Annotated in this window: 17 protein-coding genes and 1 pseudogene; 5 read left to right on the forward strand and 13 right to left on the reverse strand. The window is 36.7% G+C overall.

The window, feature by feature from the left end:
• Positions 1-7: 7 nt before the first annotated feature.
• The 3 genes from allE to fdrA are packed head-to-tail and all read right to left on the reverse strand — an operon-like array spanning position 8 to position 4,730.
• Positions 8-796 carry a (S)-ureidoglycine aminohydrolase gene (gene allE, locus ACQV2G_RS03850; RefSeq protein WP_428874215.1) on the reverse strand — a complete coding sequence of 263 codons (789 nt, stop codon included), beginning with the start codon at positions 794-796 and terminating at the stop codon, positions 8-10.
• Positions 797-1,729 (reverse strand): DUF2877 domain-containing protein, encoded by a 933-nt coding sequence (locus ACQV2G_RS03855; RefSeq protein WP_428874214.1) that lies wholly within the window; start codon positions 1,727-1,729, stop codon positions 797-799.
• Positions 1,722-4,730, reverse strand: coding sequence for an acyl-CoA synthetase FdrA (gene fdrA / locus ACQV2G_RS03860; protein ID WP_428876160.1), 3,009 nt, complete (start codon positions 4,728-4,730; stop codon positions 1,722-1,724). Before fdrA ends, ACQV2G_RS03855 begins: the two co-directional genes overlap by 8 nt.
• Before the next feature lie 291 nt (positions 4,731-5,021).
• Between fdrA and ACQV2G_RS03865 the strand changes: the two genes are divergently transcribed.
• Together ACQV2G_RS03865 and ACQV2G_RS03870 are read left to right on the forward strand one after the other, a co-directional pair.
• Positions 5,022-5,774: an alpha/beta hydrolase gene (locus tag ACQV2G_RS03865; RefSeq protein WP_428876161.1), complete on the forward strand. Its 753-nt coding sequence runs from the start codon at positions 5,022-5,024 to the stop codon at positions 5,772-5,774.
• Between the two features lie 23 nt (positions 5,775-5,797).
• Positions 5,798-6,730 (forward strand): AEC family transporter, encoded by a 933-nt coding sequence (locus ACQV2G_RS03870; RefSeq protein WP_428874210.1) that lies wholly within the window; start codon positions 5,798-5,800, stop codon positions 6,728-6,730.
• A gap of 102 nt (positions 6,731-6,832) precedes the next feature.
• Here the strand turns inward: ACQV2G_RS03870 and allB are convergent, their stop codons facing one another.
• The 4 genes from allB to ACQV2G_RS03890 all read right to left on the reverse strand — a co-directional run bounded on the left by allB (position 6,833) and on the right by ACQV2G_RS03890 (position 11,773).
• The gene (gene allB, locus ACQV2G_RS03875; protein ID WP_428876162.1) at positions 6,833-8,197 is read right to left on the reverse strand and encodes an allantoinase AllB; all 1,365 of its coding nucleotides are present in this window, start codon (positions 8,195-8,197) and stop codon (positions 6,833-6,835) included.
• A gap of 52 nt (positions 8,198-8,249) precedes the next feature.
• Positions 8,250-9,698, reverse strand: a complete 1,449-nt coding sequence (gene allW / locus ACQV2G_RS03880; RefSeq protein WP_428874207.1) for an allantoin permease — start codon at positions 9,696-9,698, stop codon at positions 8,250-8,252.
• Between the two features lie 23 nt (positions 9,699-9,721).
• The gene (gene allC, locus ACQV2G_RS03885) at positions 9,722-10,948 is read right to left on the reverse strand and encodes an allantoate deiminase (protein WP_428874230.1); all 1,227 of its coding nucleotides are present in this window, start codon (positions 10,946-10,948) and stop codon (positions 9,722-9,724) included.
• A gap of 138 nt (positions 10,949-11,086) precedes the next feature.
• Positions 11,087-11,773, reverse strand: coding sequence for a histidine phosphatase family protein (locus tag ACQV2G_RS03890; RefSeq protein WP_428876163.1), 687 nt, complete (start codon positions 11,771-11,773; stop codon positions 11,087-11,089).
• A gap of 80 nt (positions 11,774-11,853) precedes the next feature.
• On the opposite strand from ACQV2G_RS03890, the gene ACQV2G_RS03895 reads away from it, so the two are divergent.
• Positions 11,854-12,765, forward strand: a complete 912-nt coding sequence (locus ACQV2G_RS03895; RefSeq protein WP_428876164.1) for a hypothetical protein — start codon at positions 11,854-11,856, stop codon at positions 12,763-12,765.
• 6 nt (positions 12,766-12,771) lie between these two features.
• Here the strand turns inward: ACQV2G_RS03895 and ACQV2G_RS03900 are convergent, their stop codons facing one another.
• From ACQV2G_RS03900 to ACQV2G_RS03915, 4 genes are all read right to left on the reverse strand, one after another.
• Positions 12,772-13,617, reverse strand: a complete 846-nt coding sequence (locus tag ACQV2G_RS03900; RefSeq protein ID WP_428874203.1) for a carbohydrate ABC transporter permease — start codon at positions 13,615-13,617, stop codon at positions 12,772-12,774.
• Positions 13,610-14,479: a carbohydrate ABC transporter permease gene (locus tag ACQV2G_RS03905; RefSeq protein WP_428874202.1), complete on the reverse strand. Its 870-nt coding sequence runs from the start codon at positions 14,477-14,479 to the stop codon at positions 13,610-13,612. Before ACQV2G_RS03905 ends, ACQV2G_RS03900 begins: the two co-directional genes overlap by 8 nt.
• Before the next feature lie 111 nt (positions 14,480-14,590).
• Complete coding sequence (locus tag ACQV2G_RS03910; protein WP_428874201.1) at positions 14,591-15,844, reverse strand: ABC transporter substrate-binding protein; 1,254 nt, start codon at positions 15,842-15,844, stop codon at positions 14,591-14,593.
• 163 nt (positions 15,845-16,007) lie between these two features.
• Positions 16,008-16,859 carry a haloacid dehalogenase-like hydrolase gene (locus tag ACQV2G_RS03915; RefSeq protein ID WP_428876165.1) on the reverse strand — a complete coding sequence of 284 codons (852 nt, stop codon included), beginning with the start codon at positions 16,857-16,859 and terminating at the stop codon, positions 16,008-16,010.
• A 631-nt stretch (positions 16,860-17,490) separates the two neighbouring features.
• Here ACQV2G_RS03915 and ACQV2G_RS03920 point away from each other — a divergent pair.
• Positions 17,491-20,220, forward strand: coding sequence for an ATP-binding cassette domain-containing protein (locus ACQV2G_RS03920; RefSeq protein WP_428876166.1), 2,730 nt, complete (start codon positions 17,491-17,493; stop codon positions 20,218-20,220).
• Between the two features lie 99 nt (positions 20,221-20,319).
• Here ACQV2G_RS03920 and ACQV2G_RS03925 read toward each other — a convergent pair.
• Together ACQV2G_RS03925 and ACQV2G_RS03930 are read right to left on the reverse strand one after the other, a co-directional pair.
• Positions 20,320-20,583 (reverse strand): annotated as a pseudogene (locus ACQV2G_RS03925) (DUF1295 domain-containing protein); the annotation flags it as partial.
• Positions 20,584-20,625: 42 nt separating this feature from the next.
• The gene (locus ACQV2G_RS03930; protein WP_428876167.1) at positions 20,626-20,793 is read right to left on the reverse strand and encodes a hypothetical protein; all 168 of its coding nucleotides are present in this window, start codon (positions 20,791-20,793) and stop codon (positions 20,626-20,628) included.
• Between the two features lie 1,147 nt (positions 20,794-21,940).
• Between ACQV2G_RS03930 and ACQV2G_RS03935 the strand changes: the two genes are divergently transcribed.
• Positions 21,941-22,197 (forward strand): hypothetical protein (locus ACQV2G_RS03935; RefSeq protein ID WP_428876168.1); only part of this gene is annotated, 257 nt, incomplete at its 3' end.

Here is a 22,197-nt window from a genome sequence, read left to right on the forward strand (position 1 = left end):
TATCCTCCTATAGTTTAGGGTTGCGGTTAGCATCTTTAGAATAAACATAAGATAAAGGTTCGTCACGTCCAACAGCATAAGCGCATTGTAAAGAATATCTTCCCATAAAGATGTAGTCACCTTTTTCGACCGGGAACCACTTATTATCAAGGTTATACATTCCTTGACCAGAAAGTAGATAAGCACCATGTTCTTGATAGTGGGTTTCGATATATCCATGACTAGCTCCTGGTTGGAATTCAAGAATATGAATATTCATATCAAAGCCAAAATCATCTGTTGGCAAGAAGTTCCATAAGAGGACGTCTTTCATACCTTCATACTCAATTGGTTGTAAATCAGCTTTATTACCCACCACTTTATGCGCTTCATGACCTTCAATAGCATCATAACGTCGTTGGTACAAGAAAACTTCTGTTATCTCTTTTTGAGCATTTTCTAGATACATTAATTGATCTACTGGGAAGAAAGCGTAGCCACCATCTGTTAATAGGTGTTCTTCTTTACCATCACTTACTTTTAATTTACCTGAGATAACATAAGCAAATGTTTCAAGCCCTTCTCCACCAAAACCACGTTCGTTCTTACCGCCTTCTTGGAACTCTGCAATATAATCATTAAAGCTAGCGCCAAGAGCAGGTGAGCCTAAAATTGAAATCAAAACATTTTCAAATCCTGGAATCTGATTATTCACTAAACCATCATGCGGTAAAATTGCATATAAGTCTTTCTCAACCACAGCACGACTTTCTAATAAACCATCTCTATAACCTGTTTTATTGTTTTTATATCCCATTTAAACCTCTCCTTTTAAAAGTTTGTTTTTTAGTATTAGTTGTAAGTAAAATTGTGCTCCCAAGAGCATATCATTACCTGAAGTGTGCCCATACGATTGGATTGCACGAATTGATTGACTTAACTGATCAGTTGCTTGATTCTCTATCGCCTCAATCAATTTCAGCCATATCGGATTGACTTGTCTTGCTAAAGCAGCATGATAATAGGCTTGACTAACTTTAGTTGTTGCTTTTACTTTCAGCGCTTGCTGGATGAGATTAGATAATATTACACAGGTTTGTTCAAACGAAGCAATTGGACCTCGGCGACTTAAGAGACTCTGTTCCATAACTAGCATTCCTTGTAAAAAGTCATCTCCCGAAGGAGTTAGTCCAAGCCCTTTACCAAAAAGAAATTGGACTAAATCTGACATTTTAGCTGGATCAGTCAATAAATCATTTTGTAGATCGCCAAGCAATTTGTTTTGATAGTAATTTTGCAGTGTAGCTAACTTATTAAAAGCCGATTGCTGATAAACTTTGGCTTTTCTCAGGCTATCAATAAGCTGTTTTAAATCTTTAACGGTTAGCTTTAAAGAATAAGCGGGTAAACAACAAGAATATCTTTGATAGTCGACTAGATCAATTTTTAGGGGTAAAGGGCGCGTATAGACAATCCATGAATGGTTACGCTGTCGAATTTGTTCACCCGGCTTCAGACAGCGCATCAACTGATTAAACACTTGCTTGTTTTCTAACTGAACACCTATTACAGAAGCCTTTTCTTGATTAACTGCTGAAAGATAAATCAGTTGTTGTGAACCCTCTGTCTTTCTTGTGACTAAATTAATCCCATGTTCAAAGACAGAGTCGACCCAATATATTTGATCTTCTAAGGGGAAAAGATAAGTCGAGATCAATAGGGCTGTTTTATCCGCTACTAGCTTATTCATCCACCTTAATTCCTAATGATTCCGCAAAAGCTACTAAAGCTTTTTCAAAGCAAGCAATCGGAGCAGTAACCGTTCCAGCACCTACTTGACCGACACCTGCTTTCTTATGTGCAATACCAGTATTAATAATTGGTTCAATTCCTGTTTCAACAACTTTACGAATATCGATTCCTAAGTTAGCTCCACGGAAATCCCAAGTTGGAATAGACCAGTTAGGGTTTTGTGCGCTGACTATTTTTGCTTGTTCATTGGAAATGCGAACTGCGTCTTCAAAACCACCTGCACCGATAAAGCGTGTCACTCCAGGGGCCGCTACAATGGCTGAACCACCTAAACCGATAGTCTCTGTAATTGCAGAGTCTCCGATATCCTTACTACCGTCTTCTTCACTATAACCAGTGAAATATAGACCCTTCGGCGTATTAACAGGTGCAGTAAACCATTGGTCACCCATGGCTGCAATACGAACACCAAAGTTTTCACCATTACGTGCCATAGTGGTAACAATACAGCCTTCTTGAATCTTACGTGCGTAGTCAACAATCGCTTTGCCAGTAGCCATCGCAATATTGAGGAAGAACTGGTCGGTATCCGCTAAGAATTGAATCACTTCCTGCTTTTGTTTAGCATCAATATCTAAGGATGTAATGATTGGAGCAATTTCTTTTAAGAATACGAGGGAAGCCGCAATATTTCTTTGGTGGAATTCATCACCCATGGTAATGGCTTTAGCAATCATAACATTGACATTAATACCACCTTCAATTTGACGTAACGCTTGTCCTAATACAGGCCCTAATACATCATGCATCCATTCAAGACGAGTAATAACTTCCTCATTGTTGGCTCCGAAACGTAATACCGTTCCGATCCCTTCGTTCATAATACAGTAACCAGTGGTACCGTCTGCTTTATTTTCAACGATAAAGACAGGGAAATTAGCAGTAGTAATTCCGCCCATAGGGCCTACTGCGCCCACATGGTGACAAGGCATGAAGGTGATTTCTCCAGCATCAATTTGTTGTTGTGCTTCTTCATGATTGGAAGCCCAGCCTTCAAATAGCATCGCTCCAATAACTGAACCTTGCATTGGACCCGTCATGTTTTCAAATTTCACTGGTGGTCCAGCATGTAAAACAACTTTTTTATCCGTATTTAATTCTGGGATAACCTCTTTAGCATATTTCACATCGATTAAGTAAGGTTGCGAATCTCGCATACGACCAATTACTTTCTGGTTGGCTTCATCAATAGCCTCTGCATGTTTTTCTAGTTCATTTAAGATCTTGATTAATTTCTTATTGCCACCTGCTTTTGGTCGCCAGTTGTATTGAATAGCTTTGCCTCCAAACTTAATAATTGGATCCACAAAACTTTCGATACCAATATTTATAACACGTGGAGAAGTCATCACTAATTCTTGAACGTGTTCACTTGGACTAGGTAATTCGATCTTTTCGCCTGTATAAGCCACATGTTCTTTAGCAGCAAATTGATAGTGAACGCCCATCAATTCTAAAGCTAAACGAATCGCTTTTGCGTTAGTTGTTTCAACATAAACGCCCGCTTCTTTTAAGTTGGCTACAGCCTTATCGTAATCTTGAGGATCATTTGGTGTTCCCGTTACAGTCGCAACAACATAAACTTCACGTTCACTATCAGCCAATTTTGAGAGATTTTCTTGAATAGTAGGAATCAGAGCATTAGCCATATCTGGGTGTGAACCATATCCTAAGACAACATCTAATAAAATAACACCTGTCTTTTCATCTGCAAAAGCTTCTTCTAACTTTTCAATTCGAATACTTGGGTCAATCATTGGATGTGGTTTACCTTGTGTATAAACATCGTCTCCTAAGTCCATCACTTGGAAACCGTGCGTATTTAAGATGTAACCTTCTTCGTTTTGAATATCTCCTAGTTCTAAAGCATCTGCAATTAGCATAGCTGCTTCATTTGCTAATGTTCCACCTGAGTAAAGACCTTTTACTGTTTTGTCTTTTAATTGAGATTGGATTTGGTTATCTAACCCGTCCACATATTTAGCTTTGACTTCTTCACCATTAGCTAAGTCTATTGCTATTCTAGCTGCTTCTTCTAATGTATAAGCTAAAGCTACATTACCAATATGTTCGGTTGGTTTTTCACCTAAGAAAATGGCTACTACAGGCTTGGATAGGGATTGTAATACTTTAACAACTTGATCCCTTACTTCTTTTGCAGGTGGTTTAGAAATAACACAGATGACATCTGTCAATGGGTGCTTTTCTAAAGCGATAATGGCGTCAATCATGGTACGTGCGCCAACTGCTTCCTTCAAGTCTCTACCACCAGTGCCAATAGCGTGAACTACTCCGCCACCTAAACGATCAATAATGGTTGTGACTTCTTGAATGCCTGTCCCTGAAGCTCCAACCACACCAATATTTCCTGGTTTCACAACATTGGTAAAGGCCATTGGAATACTCGAAATGATTCCTGTCCCACAATCAGGCCCCATGAATAAGAGTCCTTTTTCATGCGCCTTCTCTTTTAGTCTCACTTCATCTTCCATTGAAACGTTATCTGAGAATGAGAAAACATGTAAATTATTATCAAGCGCCTTTTCTATCTCATAGGCTGCATACTCTCCTGGAATAGATACTAAGGCTAAATTAGCATCTGGTAAAGCTTCCATTGCTTCCTCCCAGTTATCAACATCTACCTTATTATCAGATTCTTTCTTAACCGTTAGGTCTGCCAGAAAATGATCGATTTCTTCTAAAACTTTGTCAAAAACTGCTTGATCTTCTGTTTCAACTACAATTGCCAAATCATTAGCACCAGCAGATTCTAATTCAGGAGTAGATAAACCGGCCCCTTTAAAGATATCCTTATTTGCATCCGTCGCCATCATAACCTGTGCTTGAGTAACACCATCAACTTTATTAATTTCTGCTGATAAAAGCATCAAGTTAATAGAGTCTTGATAATTACCTTTTTGAATTTTTGTGAATAACAAGAAAACCCCTCCCTTTGTCTACTATTATATCGTTTTCCTTCATATAATTCGATTGCTCAGTTTACAAATAAAACGCCTTCTTTTGTTCATTTCGAACAAAAATAAGGTTTCTTTCATTTTAAATTTGTAGTGGATGCGTTAAAAAGAATGTTAAAATAACCTTACAAGAATGGGCTCCATCTCCCTATTTAGAAGAAGGTGATTTAAATTCGACAAATAATTGATGTTTTTCAAACTCCTCACTATAAAATTTCAGCTACACTATATAGATCTTCACTGCCACAAAGCCAGATGTTGATTTATCTTCACGGTGGTGGACTGATTTTTGGTCAACGCGAAGACTTGCCGGGCGAATATATCGAATTACTTAACAGTAAAGGATATTCGATACTAGCTCTTGACTACTTATTAGCTCCTGAAAGTAATTTAGAGCAAATCATTAATCTTTTAAGCAAAACTCTTGAATGGTATCAAAATGCAGGTTATCAATTAGCAGGCCAAATAGATCCTTCATACAATCTATTTGGCCGGTCAGCCGGAGCTTATCTTGCCCTACAACTAGCTACAAGAAGGCCTTCTAAATGGTTGAAAACTATCATCAGCTTTTATGGCTATTACAAGTTAAATGATGCAAACTTTATCTATCCTAATCCTTACCATAATAAATTTGCGAAAGTGTCCAAAGAATTAATCGAGACTTTCATTCAAAACAAACCTATCAGTCAGGGAAACGAAAATGAGCGTTATTTAATCTACCTCTATTGTAGACAAGTTGGAAATTGGATTGAATTTCTAACGGATGATCCAAACAGTTTTTCACTCACTAAAGAGCAAATTAACCTACTACCTCCTTTACTTCTTGTCCATGCTGATAAAGACCCTGATGTTCCCATTCAACAATCAAAACAACTAAACAAATTCGCTAATCAAAGTCATTTGATTGAGGTTGCTTCTGCAGATCATGATTTCGATCGAACAAATTTAACAAAAGGGAGAGAGGTTTATCTGCAAGTCATAGAGTGGCTTGATTCGTTATCAAATTAAATAAAAATTGAAAGGATGTTTTTATGCAGTTAGATTTTATGTCCACGCTTCAAAGTGTGCTCGTCTTATTCATTCTTATTATTATTGGCTTTTTTGCTGGTAGGTGGAAAGTAATCAGTGCTCAAGGTCAAAAAGATATTACCAACCTTGTTTTGTATATCACCATGCCGGCAACCATCTTTAATGCCATGCAATTAGATTTTAATATTGAACGTGTGCAAAGAGCTTTTACAATTCTAATAATTGTAGCCGTTTGTTATGCTGGTATGTTGTTATTAGGATGGTTAGTTGCTAAACAAACTAAGTTAAGTATTTCCGAGCAGGATGTTTTTAGAGTGGCCCTTCTTTTATCTAATACCTCTTTTATGGGTTACCCTATTGTTAGTAATCTCTTAGGAGAAGAAGCTCTATTCTATGCTGTTATCGGCGCCGGGTTTTTATTTGAAACTGTCTCATGGTCAATTGGTATTTATTTAATGGGAAGAAACGGTTCAGGTAAGGTAGAATTTAATTGGAAAAAAATTGTTCTAAGTCCCGGCATCTTATCGATAGTCGTTGGTTTAATCTTCTTTCTTTTTAGTTGGCGAGTTCCTCAACCCTTGGATAAAGTTTTGAATATTTTAAGCCCGGCAACTTCACCGCTAGCCATGATTGTTGTTGGTTTAATTCTATCGCGCAGTGATATTTCTAAGATATTCGCTAATAAATTCTTATATATTCAAGCTTTACTCAAACTCGTTTTTATACCTCTAATAATTCTCTTTACTTTAAAAGCTTTTAATTTCTCAAACTATGAGTTAATTATTCCGACTATCATGTTAGCTATGCCGACAGCATCTTATGTAGCTATGTTTGCTCAAAATTACGACAATCATCCTGAGTTTGCTAGTCAGATGGTCTTTATGACTTCTCTGCTCTCAGTCGTTACCATACCAATCATCACTTTGCTCTTCTAATTAAAAAGTCTTCTGTTGGTATTAAAAAACCCCTAAGAATTAGATCCAATCTATTCTTAGGGACTATTTGCTTCTTCTGAAAACAAATTAGTCTATATTTAATTATTTAAATTCTCCAACAAACTCCTCTGTTACTCCCTTATCTATGCTATAAACCTCATGTCCTCTTACATAAGTAGCCATAACAGTTGCACCAATTTCGCTACCAATATAAGGACTGATCTTATTGCGATATTCTAAATCTTCAGCAGTTAAGACGTAAGATTTATTAGGATCAATTAAAACGATATCTGCATCTTTGCCTACTGATAAGCTTCCTTTTGTATCATCAATACCAAAACGACGGGCTGGTTGTGTCGCAATCACTTGTGCAAATTGCTCAAGAGACATACCACGCTTATTAACTGCTTCATCAAAGAACACATCGACATCATTTTGTACGCCTGAGATACCGCCCCAAGCATCAAATGCATTTTCTTTATCTTTCAAGTCTGGGGTACATGGAGAATGATCAGAGATTGATGAAATAATATCCCCTGAAAAGACATAATCCCATAAACCATCTTGAGCTTCTTTATCACGGATTGGTGGTGAACATTTAGCCACATTTCCAATAGCATCTAATTGGTCTGTTGTAAAGTATAAATAATGTAAACAAGTCTCACAAGTGACATCGACACCTTCTTGTTGCCCTTTAATAACTGCTTCCACACCTTCTGGGCAAGCCACGTGACAGATATGAATACGACAGCCTGTTTCTTTAGCAAAAAGAATTGCTCGTTGAATAGGTTCCACCTCTGTAAAGACTGGACGAGTCGCCACATACTCTGACAATTTTGATTTGCCTTCCGCTTTTGCTTTTTCACCTAGGCGATCAGTAATCGCTGCATTTTCAGCATGGATAGCTAGAACTTTTCCTGTCTTAGCAATTTGTTTCATCCCTTCGTAGAGTGAATAGTCATCCACATTTTGGAAGTCTCCATCAATTGAACGGTCGCCACAAGTTGCCATAAAACATTTATAGGCCGTTACACCGTTCTCATTTAATTCTTGAATACCACCTGTTTCAACATTATAAGGAACGAGTCCTCCAAATGAGAAAACATCCACTTTTAATTTACCTTGACCAGATTGGTATTTGTCCTTAATACTCGCTTCATCAGTTGTTGCTGGTACTTGGTTCAATGGCATTTCTAAGAAAGAAGTTACTCCTCCCTTAGCACAAGCAGAAGTTCCTGTAACATAACCTTCCCACTCATCACGATACCCTCCACCATTTTCAGTAATATGAACGTGACAATCAAACATTCCCGGACTAACAATTAATCCTTTAGCGTTAACCTCTTGCTCAGCCGATAAATTTTCACCAATTGCAGCAATCTTTCCGTCTTTGACTGCCAAATCGGTCACAACTGCGCCGCTTTCTAAAATGACTTGACCATTCTTGATGACTAAATCATATGACATAAAATAACCTCCTAATAAATTTTTATTAAGCGTCCAAAATAATTAAATTTAATTATTCTGCACGATTTAATACAAAGTAAACAAGTAATCCCACTACAAAACCATCAATCCAAGAGATTTGGGACAGAAACTCTAGGGCTGGGATAAATTGTCCGACAATTGAAACAACAAACCCACAAATGGTTGCGATATAAGCTTTCTTATTGACACCAGAATAAGGGTTATCCGCTGCTTGCTCTGGTGAATAGTATAGTAAATCCAAGTCGATCTTTTGTTTGTCCACAAAGTAGAAGTGAGCAATCATAACACCGGCTACAGGGCCTAACAAGCTTCCAATATAGTTAAGGAAAACTAGAATTACACTCCCTGACTCCATGAATTTCCAAGGCATTATGATAAAACTGATAATACTTGCGATGATAACACCTTTACGATAATTAATTTTTTGTGGAAAAAGAGCTGTTAACTGGAAGGCTGCTGGAATAATATTACCAGTCGCATTAGTTGAAACGGTTGTCATCAATAAGACAAAAGAAGCCAAGAAAATAGCCGGCATAGAGTCCCATTGATTAATAATTTGTAAGACATCTCCTTGATGTGAAACACCAGTAATGGCCGCACCATTTAAAACAGTGATACTTGCAAAAGCAAAAATGACATACCCAACTAACAACGATAAGATTTGTCCTATTGTTTGAGACTTGGTGGAAGTTGCGTTTTGAGTAAAGTCAGAAACACTTACTCCTGGAGCTGCCCAAACAGATAAGGTAGATGCAATAATAATCAAATAGGCTAGAGGGGTTGCAACCGATTGATTAACAGCTGTTACATGGTCGAAAATTGGTCCAAACCCGCCCGCTACACTCAATCCCCAAACAACCATTCCTCCGAACACAACATAAATAAGTGGATTTAGTATAGCTGTAAATTTGTTTAATACGCGGCCTCCCCCTAAGCCAATCATTACATTGATCAAGAAGAAGACTACAAATGATAAAAAGGCTGGTACAGAAAGGCCTAAAATATTAATGCCTTCACCAACATTCAAGAAAGCTGGCCAAATTCTACTTACTAAGATCAACAAAGCTTTCGAACCTGCATAGTTTTGGACCCCAAACCAAGCAATAGCTGCCACAACTCCCCTTAGAAAGCCAGGCAATTTAGATCCTGCACTACCATAAACAGAACGTAAATGAATGGCAAATGGAATGCCATACATAGACCCTGCTTTACCGTTAACTGTCATTAGTCCCGCTACTGCTAGTCCCGCCAAAATGATAGCTAAGAACACGTGAATAGGTGCCACCCCTAAAGCTAGAAAGCCACCAACAGTTAGATAATTAGGAATATTATGGACCGATCCCATCCACAGAGTAAAGAAGTTAAGTGTTGACATACTACGTTGTTCTGGCTTATTAGGCAATATGTCATCATTGGTATATCCCCTTGATTTAAACAAATCAATTTGTTCTTGTCTTACTAAGACATCATTATGTTCCATTATTAAAAGTCCTCCAAATTATTTTAATAGGCCAATTCTTTTAAGGCCTCTGCTAAAGCTTGTATCCCTTCAACAATATCCACCGCCTCGGTATGTTCTTCCGGATTATGACTAATTCCTTTGATGGAAGGAACGAAGATCATAGCTGTTGGAACTTGTGGAGCAAATATCTGTGAATCATGCCCCGCTCCTGAATGCATGATTTGATAATTTAATTGGTTATCCTGACAAACTTTTTCTAAAACTTTAACAATCTCAGGATCCATTGGCACTGGTGGCTCATTCATCCATAAATTCATTTCTACTTCAATCGCTTTTTCATGACAATGTTTCTCAATAGTTGTTTCAATAAATACAGCAAACTCATCGAGAGCTTCCTGGTTAGTGTGTCTAGTATCAATTGAAAATTCCATTTCTCCAGGAACAACATTCACCACATTAGGCTTTACTTCTACGTGGCCAAAGGTTACGACTAAAGGATCGCCAATTTCATTTGCTTTATCAATGACTTCAGAAACAATTCTAGCGTAACAGTCGATGACATCTTTACGATATCTCATTAAGGTCGTTCCGGCATGATTAGCTTCACCCTTTAATTTAATGGTGTAGCGTTTTTGCCCCACTATGGCATTAACAACCCCAACTTTTTTGCCTGCATTTTCCAAGAAGTTTCCTTGTTCAATATGTAATTCTACAAAAGCATCAAAGTGATTAAAGCGTGGAGAATCTACAAGGTAATTAAAGCCTGCTTCCTTCATAGCTGTCTCAAAAGGAACACCGTCATTGTCCTTAATGGTTTCAACATCTTCTTTTTTCGCTAAACCAAAAATATTTTTAGATCCCCAAAAGGCATATGGAAAACGAGAGCCTTCCTCTTCTGCCATCGAAACAATTCGCAAAGATTTCTTTGGTTGGCCGTATTCTTCAACCAACCCCTTAATCGCTAAGTAGGCAGACATAATACCCAATTGGCCATCTAGACGACCACCATCAACAACTGTATCAATATGCGATCCTGAGGCGATGATTGATTCTGGCTCTTCACTACCTTCAACTGTTGCAAACATATTCCCTACTTCGTCGAACTCTACCTTCATCCCCTCTTTTTCAAAAAGTTCTTTCAAGGCATTCTGAGCTTCAATCCATGATTTGCTATATAAAAGTCTTGTAGTACCTTTTCCTTCTTTATCAGAAATACTCGAAATCCAATCCATTTGGCGATCGATTTCTGCTGGTGAAATTTTTATCATAGTTCGCACCCTTTCCAAATTTTGCCCATTTGTATCTTGCATACATTATAGTGTAAAACGGTTTCATTTCTCATTGTTATATTTGCTCAACTTTACAATGTGTTTTGTCTAAAGTGAACAAAAACAACCCTCTGTTAGTTAAACGAACTTTTTGTCTATAAACTGTTTGAGTTTAAAGCCCTCTCTTACTTTTTGAATAATTACCACGCCCCCATTATTCATAGACCGCATATCATAAAACTCATCAATATGTTCTGTTTTTGGTAATAGAATTTGAAGTATATGGCGAATATTGATACTGTGTCCAACAAATAAGATACAAGCCTCCGTCTCAATTAATTCATTAAACAATTTATCCATTCCTTCTTTAAGACGCTTACAATAAACAGCATAGTCTTCTCCTTGACCTAGAGGGTCAGCAGGTTGTAATGCTGTCAGCCTTTGTTTTTCTGTTGTATTTCTCAACATACTCTCTACAGAATCAAAACCCAAATATCTCCTTATGATATCCCAAGTTTGATAGCTTTCCATACCTTCAAAGGAACCAAAGCTAATTTCTCGAAAATCTGCCATTTCTATAATGGGAATCATCCAATTCGGATAGATACTTTGTTCAATGAGAATTTCGGCTGTGGTACGTGTTCTCTTTAAATCACTTACAATCGCCGCATCAAATTTAACCTTACTTAATTTTTCGCCTAAATCTTTAACTGCTTGAATCCCTTCTGCTGTCAATAAAGGATCACACCACCCTTGGGTACGCCCATTCTTATTAAAAAACGTTTCACCATGACGGACAAAATATATGGTTAACCCGTTAGACATTTAATCATTCCTTTAACAAATTTGTGTGCTTAGTAGAATCCCGTGCTATACTTATTTTAAATCTTCAAGGAGGAGCAACCATGACCTACTTATCATACTCGTATTTCTACCAAAACGGGTTTAAAAACTTTTCGATTGATAGCCAACAAATCCAAACCTTTTGTCAAAAATACAATCAGTCTCAAACCATTAAGTCTCGCCAGATTGAATTAACAACCATTCAAAGAGCGTTAAAAGACTTTAAAGATAATCAAACAGTTTACTTGGCAGTTTTACAGCAAATTATTAAGCAAGACTTTCTGCTAACTAATATTCAACTAAATGATTGGCAACAATTGGTCATTATGATTGTATGTATTCAAGCTTTAATAGAGCTGTATAAAAAGTACGATCTCCCTCTTAATATATTACAAAATACACTATCCGACCTTTTTTTACGTATTAACTTATCCCAGTCTGTCGGTTTATCAACAGATGATTTTGAATGGTTAGCACGTATCTTTCGTCTTAGGATTTTCAAGTTAGGCGAGCTTCAATTTGAATTTACTCTTTTTGATTCAGCCACTCTTCCTAAAGACATTTCTTACATTAATAACGGTAGTAAAATCCTTCAAGATGCTCTCCCTATTATTAGTGTCCACATCATGCAAGATAGTTTAATTGATGAAGCACACTCTTCAACTGCTTTTTACTTAGCTCGAGCCTTTAAAAAAAGATATTTAACTAATTTCCCAGCACAATACTTTTACTGTTATTCTTGGCTCTTAAATCCTAACAACTCATTTTTATTAGGATCTCAAAGCAATATTCTATCTTTTTCAAGTAACTTTGACCTAATCGCCCATTCTGCCTATCCTGATATGGCCTTAGAGCATATTTATGGTTCTAAAGATATCCATCCTGACTCAATGCCTCAAATCACTAGTTTGCAAAGAAGAGCAAAAAGTCATCTTTCATTTCTGGGAATTGGAGTGGGGATTGTTCCTTTCTAGGAAATACTATCCTTTAATTGACCCTGCTGATAAACCTGATACAAGATCTTTTCTAAAAACCATTGCGATAACTGCTGGTGGAATAATAGCTATTAAACCAGAGGCTGCAATCATACTATAGTCAATAGCATCTCTTGTCATAAACTCAGATAGAACTAGGGTAATTACTTTATTATTCTGAGTTGACGTTAAAATCATTGGGATTTGAAATTGGCTCCAACTCATTAACAAGAGAATTAAGACACAGGTAATAATAGCTGTTCGTGACATGGGTAAAATCACCCTCCAGAAAAGCTGCCATTCTGTACAACCATCGAGTTCTGCTGCTTCCCACATTTCTTTAGGAATCTTATTAAAATGCGTAATCAACATCCAAGTTGCTAGAGGTAAAAAAGCAGTCACATAAATGACACTAATCCAGAAAAGCTTATCCAGCAACTGATAGTTTGAAAAAATAGCAAATATTGGAATGATGGTGGTAAACACAGGAATAACGATGGTAATCAATAATAAGCGTAAAATCACTTTTCGTAAGCGAAAGCGAAAACGCACCATAGCGTAACTGGTTAAAACAGCTAAAGGTACCCCAATAAAGAGAGTATATAAGGAACTAATTAAGGAATTCTTTAAGCCATTAAAAATGGTTATATGTGCCTTATCTGTCGGATCAAACAAGCTTTGATAATTTGTAAAAGTTGCTTGACTGGGTAGAAAGCGACCTCCCGCTTTCATTAATTCTGCTTTAGGGGTGACGCTAATTATAAAAGCCCAAATAAGGGGACCTAAAGTGAATAGCAGAAAGATAATTACAGTTATAATGTATAACCAATCCCAACGTTTATTTTTAAGCATGATCTCCCTCCAATCTTAGCGAACGAATATAAAAGTAACCAATAATCCCCGATAAAATCATGATTATATAGGTAATCGCTGACCCTAGACCAAAGTCTAAAAAGCTAAAGGTATTTAAATAATTATATATTAAAAGGGTTTGTCCTTCATAACGGTAACCTACTAAAGAAATTACCTCATCAAAAACATTTAAACCTGCCATAGTTGCTTGGATTAACACAATTGAAAGTGTAGGCAAAATCATTCTTAGCGTTATATAGAAAAACTCTGAATAACGACTGGCACCATCCATTTTAGCCGCTTCGTAGATTTCTTTAGGAATTGTTTGTAGGGTTGCCAAAATTAAAATGGCACAAAAAGGTACCACCCGCCAAGCAATTACAATTGAAACGACAATTAGGAGTAAATAACGATTATTAATCCAAGCAACTGGCTGATCAATAATTGAAAGACTCATCAATAATTTATTCATAAAACCATAACTGGGATGAAAAATAAATTGCCAGACAATACCATTAACTAGGGGGGGCAAAGCCCAAGGAACAATTGCAATACCCGTTAGCATTGGGCTAATAACTGTCCGCTTATTGAGCAAAAGTCCCACAATAATGCTGGAAATGACGGTTAAAAAGACGACTAATAAAAAAACCATCAAACTATTTTGAAAAGCATGATGAAAATCTTCTGAGAGTAAAACCTCTTTATAATTATCGAGTCCGATAAACTTAAAGCGGTCTGGTCTACTTAATTTAAACGCATGAAGACTGTAGATGAAGGTGCGTACAATTGGTAAGTAGACGAACAATCCCATGATAAGCATCATGGGTAAGATTAGAAAAATGGCTTTTTTAGATTTTTTCATAATAAACTCCTTTTAAATCATTGATCCCTACTATCATTTTTATAATAGCACGGATCAACCCTTAAAAATTTAAATCTAGGTGTAGTGCACTACACCTAGATTTATTATTAATTACTCAGCAAATTCCTCAACAACACTATTTACTTTTTCAACTAATTCTTTAACAACCTCTTCGGCAGAAAGATCTGAAGTTACCATTTTATTGATAGTATTATAAATTTCGGCACTCATTTCGGTGTAATATTCTGGCACCCCATTTGGGAATGGCGATTCAACCATTTCAGCCAATTCAACCATCGCACCTGTGTTTTTAATCTTTTCCTCATCAATTAGCTGCTGTAAGATGCTTAATCGTGTAGGAAGTGCTCCTACCGCATCAAATAATTCTAATTGAGTTTCTTCGGAAGTATACCACTTAACGAAGGTTTGAGCAGCTTCCATATTTTCAGTATTTGGTGAAATACCTACTGCTTCTTGGAAAGGTACTGTTCTTTCAGCGTTTGCATCAACACCTGGCAGTAAAATTGGTTTTACCTGTCCAACTACTGTTGACTCCTCTTCATTATTAACGCGACCAACAAATGAAGATGGGCCTACTATAAAGGCAGTATCTCCTGAGTTAATCTGTCTGTAAGCGTCCATTCCCGAACCGTTCACATTACCTGGATTAATTAATTCTTCATCTGATAAAGCCTTAATAATAGTTAATGCATCGAGAGACGCTTCTTCATTCAAAGTATTATCCTCATTAAATAAAATACCATTGCGTGTATAAGCCAACCAGAAGAAAGTAGTCGTTAAATTTTCATCCGCACCTAACGGAAGCGATACTGGGTATTCTGTAATTCCAGCATCTTTAATAGTTTTAGCTTGTTCCATCACTTGATCCCAAGTTACTGGCGGTTCTTCTAAGCCAGCCTCCTCATACATTTTTGTATTGTAGTAGGCAATCCGAAAATCATTTGCATAAGGGACTGCATAGACCTCATCGTTTAGCATAAATTGCTCGATTGCTGGAAAAGCATCCGCATCTGGCAAATCAATAGGAGCCAACCAATCTGCGCTGGTGAATTCTCCCATCCAAGACCAATCTACTTCAAAGACATCCGCTGCCACCGTGTTACTTGCAGCTGCAATCGCTAACTTATCACGAATATCGTCCCAACTAGTTGGTAAAACATTGACTTTAATCCCATACTCTTCTTCAAATCTAGCCAACATTTCATCCGATGGAGCTCCCCAATCAGGAATCATAAAGCTAATTTCTATACCTGCATTTTCTTCTTGAGCCATAGCTGTTAAAGGTGCTAACACAGTTGATAAAGTGAGCGATGCTGCTAAGATGCTTTTTAATGTTTTTTTCATATTTTTCTCCTTTATTCTTTAAGTTGTTGGAATGACTAAATCCCTAAATAATTATCTATTCTAGCCTACCACATCCTTTCCATCTTTTTTAGTAATAAGTCTTGAAGCAGAGTCTTTATCGAAGATTGGATATGGCCATTCTTCTAAGCGTGTGATTCAACCCTCAAATGGCAATCGATAATTGCATAATATTTTCAAACGGGGCAATGCCCCCACTACCCGAACAACCAATATGCAAAATATCTGCACCACCTATTTTAGCAGTTAATCCCAATTGAGTAACCACCTCTTTTTGTGAACAATCCTGACTCGTCCCGTTAGCTGCTAAACTCAAAGCCCCCACTTTGTGAATCAACTGACAACTGCGCCTAAACTCTTCCATCGAGTAACCAGGCACGGTTCCAACTTGAGGTAATATGATAATTTCAGCCCCAGCTGTCAAAAAGTGTTGCACCCATTCTTCTGAAGAAATAGGTTCATCATAGGCTGCCCCATGCATTTTGCCAGCAATCACAATGCCAGAATAATGGTTTTTCGCCAGACGAATACCTTCTACTATTGCCTGATTACTAACTCCGGATTGTGGGTTTCCTGTTAAGCATATAAAATCTAACCCCAATTCTTCCACTCTTTTTAAGCTTTCAACACTACATATACGCCCCTCAACTAGGCTCTTTACTTTTTCCAAATAATGTCCCTCACTGGCTACCGGTTCTAAATTGACACCGATGGGACGTTGGACAAACTGTTTCAAAGTTTCAATTGGATGTGGCGTATCTGGTAAAGCCCATATCTTTGGATTAAAAACATCTACTTGATTGAGCAAAATCAAATCCGCACCAGCGGCTCGAGCAAGTTCACTGTTAGTAAGATCAGGTAGGTGAGGAGTTCGATCTTCTCTTAATTCTACTAATAAAGTTCTGCCTTCATTAGCTCGTATACTATTGAGTAAATCCGAGGAAGTCATCGTAGCAAAATCACTTGCGAAACAATCTAACATACGCTTACTATTCAAAATTAACCCCTCGCTCTTTTTCTATTAGTTGCACTAGCATTATTTAAGTCCTACCGCTTTTGTGAACAACAGGCTTCCTATAAACAAAACCACTCTCAACATCTTGGATGGATGCATCTAAATAATATTCCTGATGCTATTATAACTTACTAACAGGCCGCGGACCTATCAGAGTTTCTGATAAATAGGCCTGATTTATTAGATAACTTCTTAAAATTCTATTTAATTAAGTGGTAGGCCACAATGGCTATTGCTTGGAAAACTTATGCACTGTTCCCTTTAAGCATCCTACAAACTAGCTCCCCTTGGTGTCATTTTAGAAACTGATAGATTTATATTATAAAATAATACTCCAATCGTTACCTGACGGATTATTTTAGTCGTTCATGTCCCATTAAGCAAACAATATAAAAAACATCCTTATCAGACAATTGATCACACTTACTATTTTATCGCAAGGCTTCCCACGCATACCTTAAAACTTTCGACTTGAGTTTTTTTAGGTGGAAGATATTGTGTTGCTATTTTTTGTTTGCGCTAGGATCGAATTAGGTCGGTATTAGTGATATACTTTGTTTGAAATGAGACTATTACCATTTATTCGTAAATCTTTCAATGAAGGAGTTTTACAATGCACCAAATAGAAAAAATAACCAAAAGTTACCATACAGGGGGCTTTAAGCAAAAAGCCTTGGATAATGTGACGTTCAATTTAAGAGACAATGAGTTTGTATCTATTTTAGGTCACAGCGGGTCAGGTAAAACGACGTTACTCAATATCATTGGCGGCTTGGACCGCTATGACAGTGGTGATATTATTATTAATGGCATTTCAACCAAAAATTATAAAGACAAAGACTGGGATTCATACCGCAACCACTCGGTCGGTTTTGTCTTTCAAAGCTATAATTTAATCCCTCACCAATCCGTTTTATCCAATGTTGAATTGGCACTTACTATTTCAGGAATTTCAGCCAAGCTTCGGAAGCAAAAAGCTATCAAAGCCTTAGAGGAAGTAGGGTTAAAAGATCATATCAACAAACAGCCCAATCAATTATCTGGGGGGCAAATGCAACGAGTTGCGATCGCACGAGCATTAGTCAATGAGCCAGATATTCTTTTAGCCGATGAACCGACAGGAGCCTTAGATACACAGACTAGCCTTCAAATAATGAACCTATTAAAAAACGTTGCCAAAAAACGTTTGGTCGTGATGGTTACTCATAATGCTGAATTGGCTCACCAATACTCCAACCGCATTATTGAATTGCAAGACGGCAAAGTCATTTCTGACACCCATCCTTTAGCCATTGAAGAAAACAAAAACTCTAAGCATGAAAGCATGGGCAAGTCTTCCATGTCGTTTCTTACGGCCTTGTCGTTAAGTTTTAATAATTTAAACGCTAAAAAAGCCCGAACGTTTTTGACAGCTTTTGCAGGGTCCATCGGGATTATTGGAATTGCCCTCATTCTATCGCTATCGACCGGCGTGAATAACTATATTGATAACGTCCAAGAAGAGACTATGTCGGCCTATCCAATAACCATTGAACAAGAGTCTGTCGACTTTAATCAATTAATGTCGGCAAGAAGAGCGGAAACTTCTACTAAAGAAACAGAAGATACCGACTCTAACAATGAAAATTTAGACGTCATCTACAGTAACAATGAATCGCTTGAACAAATGAGTGAGTTCAATTCTTCTTTTCGCCAAAATAATTTAACAGCTTTCAAAAAATATTTAGATCAAGATGACAATAAACTTTCTAACTATGTCGGCAAAAATGGTATCGTTTATTCTTACGCTATCAATTTTGATTTATTCGCCTACGACGAAAATGAGCGTTTGATCAATACTGATGGTAGTTCTTTTGAAAGTGTGAATCGACAACCAAGAACAAACTTTAGTTCCCCTTCAAACTCGTTTAATCAACCCAACACAAAAATTAGCGAACTTCTTCCAGGTCAAGGTGAGCAAGTTATTAGCCCAGTTGTAAAGGATAATTATCATTTAATCGATGGTAAATGGCCTGAAAAATATAATGAGATGGTGCTGGTTGTAAATGAAGCCAATGAAATCAGCCTTTCTGATTTTTACGAGTTTGGCATGCTCCCCTCTGAAGATTATGAGAAAATTCTCAATCAAATAGAAAATGATGAAGAACTTCACCTCGAAAAAAAGACACTTCGGTTTAAAGACCTACGCAATCAAACTTTTTATTTATTACCTCGCAGTGATTACTATGAGAAAAACGCGCGAGGTAATTATCAAAAACTGACTGACGATCCCTTAACGATTGAAAAAGTTGTTAAAGAAAAAGCTATCCCGATAAAAATTTCCGGTATCATTCAACCAGTTGATAATGCTAAAACCTTAACCATTCGCACTCCGCTTGCTTATACACGCAAATTAAGAAACTTTTTAATGGCTTATGTCAATCAAAGTGACATCGTTCAAGCACAAAAAAAGCAACCAAAAACCAACGTTTTAAATGGTCTAGCTTTTGAAGCAGCTAACGATAGAGAAAAAATTGAAGATGTCTATCATTATTTAGAGGATTTCACCCTCAGTCAACAAGCTGAATTTATTAAGCAAATTCAAGCAAAACAGCAAAGCTTAGAACCGTTCGCAACAACAGAGCCAAATTTAGCTGACAATCCGGCTAATATCGCGGATCCATTTAATCAAGTCGTTAAAGACCTGGATGATTCGTCCCTTCTTGAAATTTATGATTCTTCAATTGCACCGGCTAGTTACGACACTAATTTAAAAGAATTTGGTGTCGTTTCTACTGAAAATCCTTCTGCAATCAGTATTTATGCAGATGATTTTGCTGATAAAGAAGCTATTTCTGACGCAATTGAAGCTTATAATCAGACTGTTAGTGAAAAGGAAAAAATTACCTACTCCGACTTTGCCGGCTTAATCATGTCTTCCGTTTCGGAAATTGTGAATGTTATTACCTACGTTCTCATTGCTTTTGTCAGCGTATCATTACTCGTATCATCGATTATGATCGGGATCATCACTTATATCTCAGTATTAGAACGCACAAAAGAAATTGGTATTCTAAGAGCCATCGGCGCCTCAAAAAGAAATATTTCAACGGTTTTTAATGCTGAAACGATTATTATCGGCTTGTTTTCAGGATTATTAGGCATCGGGTTTACTTATTTATTACACACTCCTTTAAACAATTTATTGCTGCACTTATTAGAAGAAGATGTCACAGTCAGCTTATCTTTTAAAAATGCCCTTATCTTAATTGGCTTAAGCATTCTACTATCATTTATTGCTGGTTTAATTCCATCTAAACAAGCTTCACGCAAAAACCCGGTTGAAGCTCTTCGTAGTGAATAGATTTGACCTCCAACCTCCTATCCATTTTAACTTCGAACTTTAATACAAAATAACTTCCTAACAAACTGTCTCAAAACAGTTTGTTAGGAAGATTTTTTATTAGATGTTATTTCTTGCCCCATGGAAATAACATAGGGACTCTTTGATTATATTCTTGCCAATCTTCATATTACTACATATTTTTTCTAATAAAGGAATAGATATTTTTATCAATACTGTCGCCATTACTAGAGGAGAAATAACTAGAACGATATAATAAACAGGATGAACGGCTTGAATAAATAATAAGGTGAACCCACTAATATATAGGTCGACCCAAACTAAGATCTCTCTAAAATAATTAGGATGACGGGGCATTGACCATAAGTCTGTTCGGAGTCATTTGCCTGTGTTTTTATTTATGTGTTATCTAAGTTGTTCATCGCCAACCACTTCGACAAACAGACCAATGACAGCAATTAGCAAGCTAATTATTACAATGTAATTATGACTCATAGAAAAATCAAATTGATTGTATTTAATAATCGAATAGCTTACCGAGCCGACAATAAAATTAAAGATTCCTTGCAACACAAAGACTAAGCCTCACCCTATATCGACAATTGAGTTGCCCTTAATTTTAGTAGTAATCAAAAAAATAATAGTGAAATAAATAAAGGGGAAAAGAAGTGGCAACATCAAGCCACCTCCATTTTAGTCATAAAGCCTTGAGTGGCGATCACCAAGGTGACTATAAATAACATACTATATATAATTACTCTTTTAAAATCCAGTTAACCCCCTTCTTATTCGATTCAGTAGTTAAAGCGATAGCGACCGAACCTATCCTCGCACTCATCGCTACAAATGCTAAAATTTCCATCGTATAATCTAGCCCCCTACTAATTAATTAAGTTTAATATTCCTCAAATTCTTGCACGCATTGGCCTCCATAGGCATGAACACTAGCATAGTTAATAATTGTATGCTCTTGCATACAATTATTAACTCATTTTTGAATCTTTTTAATATTACCCTTTTAACTAATGGTCATACCTATTGCTACCCCGCCGCCAACCTCATCCATCGAGACTACTGGTTTTAAAATGACCTTATTGGCAACAAAAACCTGCGCCCTAGCTATGCATCCTGATTTAACATATATTTCAAGGTAGGAGCGTTAATAAAGAGATGCGTTTTCTTAATAGTTCCTTCTATTCTTTTAACCGTTTCTTAAAAGTCCTCTCTAGCGGCTAAAACTTCTGCAGCTTTTTTAACCACCAGTCACTGAGCGCCTGAATTAAATTTTGAATCAATGACTTTAATTGGGGTATTCGCTAATTCTTTCAAATTATAATAGGTGTTTTTGCTGATTCATTTATACACTTTCTTTCTATAAAGCGACTAACAAAAAAATAAAATCCCTCTTAACATAATTCATAGGCTTTGCTTTTTAAATTTTATATTTAAGCTTCAAGATAAGCCGGCTACATGATTCTCCTTAAGCAATCTATGCTAAGTAATTTTGAATAATTTGATAATTAAATTTAATAATAAATTTTCTAGCAAGTTTTCATCATCTATAATATATGTTGTTTATATCTAATTTAATATTGAATTGTTTGACTTGTTGCGTTTTCGTTCGTACAATAAAGCTGAATGAAATATGTTTGTCATAAAATAAGCATATTCATTTTATTGTTGCTGATTAATAAATTCTATTGATGAAAGGGAGAGTTGAATGAAAAAATCAATTTTAAATCAGATGAAAGTGGGAGTGCTATCTCTATCAGCCATTGCTCTATTAGTTGGTTGTACAAATGAGAACACTACCACGAATACTGACACATCCGTTGATGAAACAACAGCTACTGAAGTGATGAATGAAGAAACTGAAGAGGAAACAACTAAAGAGGAAACAACTAAAGAAGAAAGTACCAAAGAAGAGAGCTCTAAAGAAGAGAGTACCAAAGAAATAAGCTCTAAAGAAGAAAGTAC

The organism is Facklamia sp. P12955, from assembly GCF_050409565.1.
Classification (GTDB): domain Bacteria; phylum Bacillota; class Bacilli; order Lactobacillales; family Aerococcaceae; genus Facklamia.

Coding starts and splice junctions, on each gene's coding strand:
- allE (WP_428874215.1), bottom strand. CDS start 796: ATGGGATATAAAAACAATAAAACAGGTTATAGAGATGGTTTATTAGAA.
- ACQV2G_RS03855 (WP_428874214.1), bottom strand. CDS start 1,729: ATGAATAAGCTAGTAGCGGATAAAACAGCCCTATTGATCTCGACTTAT.
- ACQV2G_RS03865 (WP_428876161.1), top strand. CDS start 5,022: ATGTTGATTTATCTTCACGGTGGTGGACTGATTTTTGGTCAACGCGAA.
- ACQV2G_RS03870 (WP_428874210.1), top strand. CDS start 5,798: ATGCAGTTAGATTTTATGTCCACGCTTCAAAGTGTGCTCGTCTTATTC.
- allB (WP_428876162.1), bottom strand. CDS start 8,197: ATGTCATATGATTTAGTCATCAAGAATGGTCAAGTCATTTTAGAAAGC.
- allW (WP_428874207.1), bottom strand. CDS start 9,698: ATGGAACATAATGATGTCTTAGTAAGACAAGAACAAATTGATTTGTTT.
- allC (WP_428874230.1), bottom strand. CDS start 10,948: ATGATAAAAATTTCACCAGCAGAAATCGATCGCCAAATGGATTGGATT.
- ACQV2G_RS03890 (WP_428876163.1), bottom strand. CDS start 11,773: ATGTCTAACGGGTTAACCATATATTTTGTCCGTCATGGTGAAACGTTT.
- ACQV2G_RS03895 (WP_428876164.1), top strand. CDS start 11,854: ATGACCTACTTATCATACTCGTATTTCTACCAAAACGGGTTTAAAAAC.
- ACQV2G_RS03900 (WP_428874203.1), bottom strand. CDS start 13,617: ATGCTTAAAAATAAACGTTGGGATTGGTTATACATTATAACTGTAATT.
- ACQV2G_RS03905 (WP_428874202.1), bottom strand. CDS start 14,479: ATGAAAAAATCTAAAAAAGCCATTTTTCTAATCTTACCCATGATGCTT.
- ACQV2G_RS03910 (WP_428874201.1), bottom strand. CDS start 15,844: ATGAAAAAAACATTAAAAAGCATCTTAGCAGCATCGCTCACTTTATCA.
- ACQV2G_RS03920 (WP_428876166.1), top strand. CDS start 17,491: ATGCACCAAATAGAAAAAATAACCAAAAGTTACCATACAGGGGGCTTT.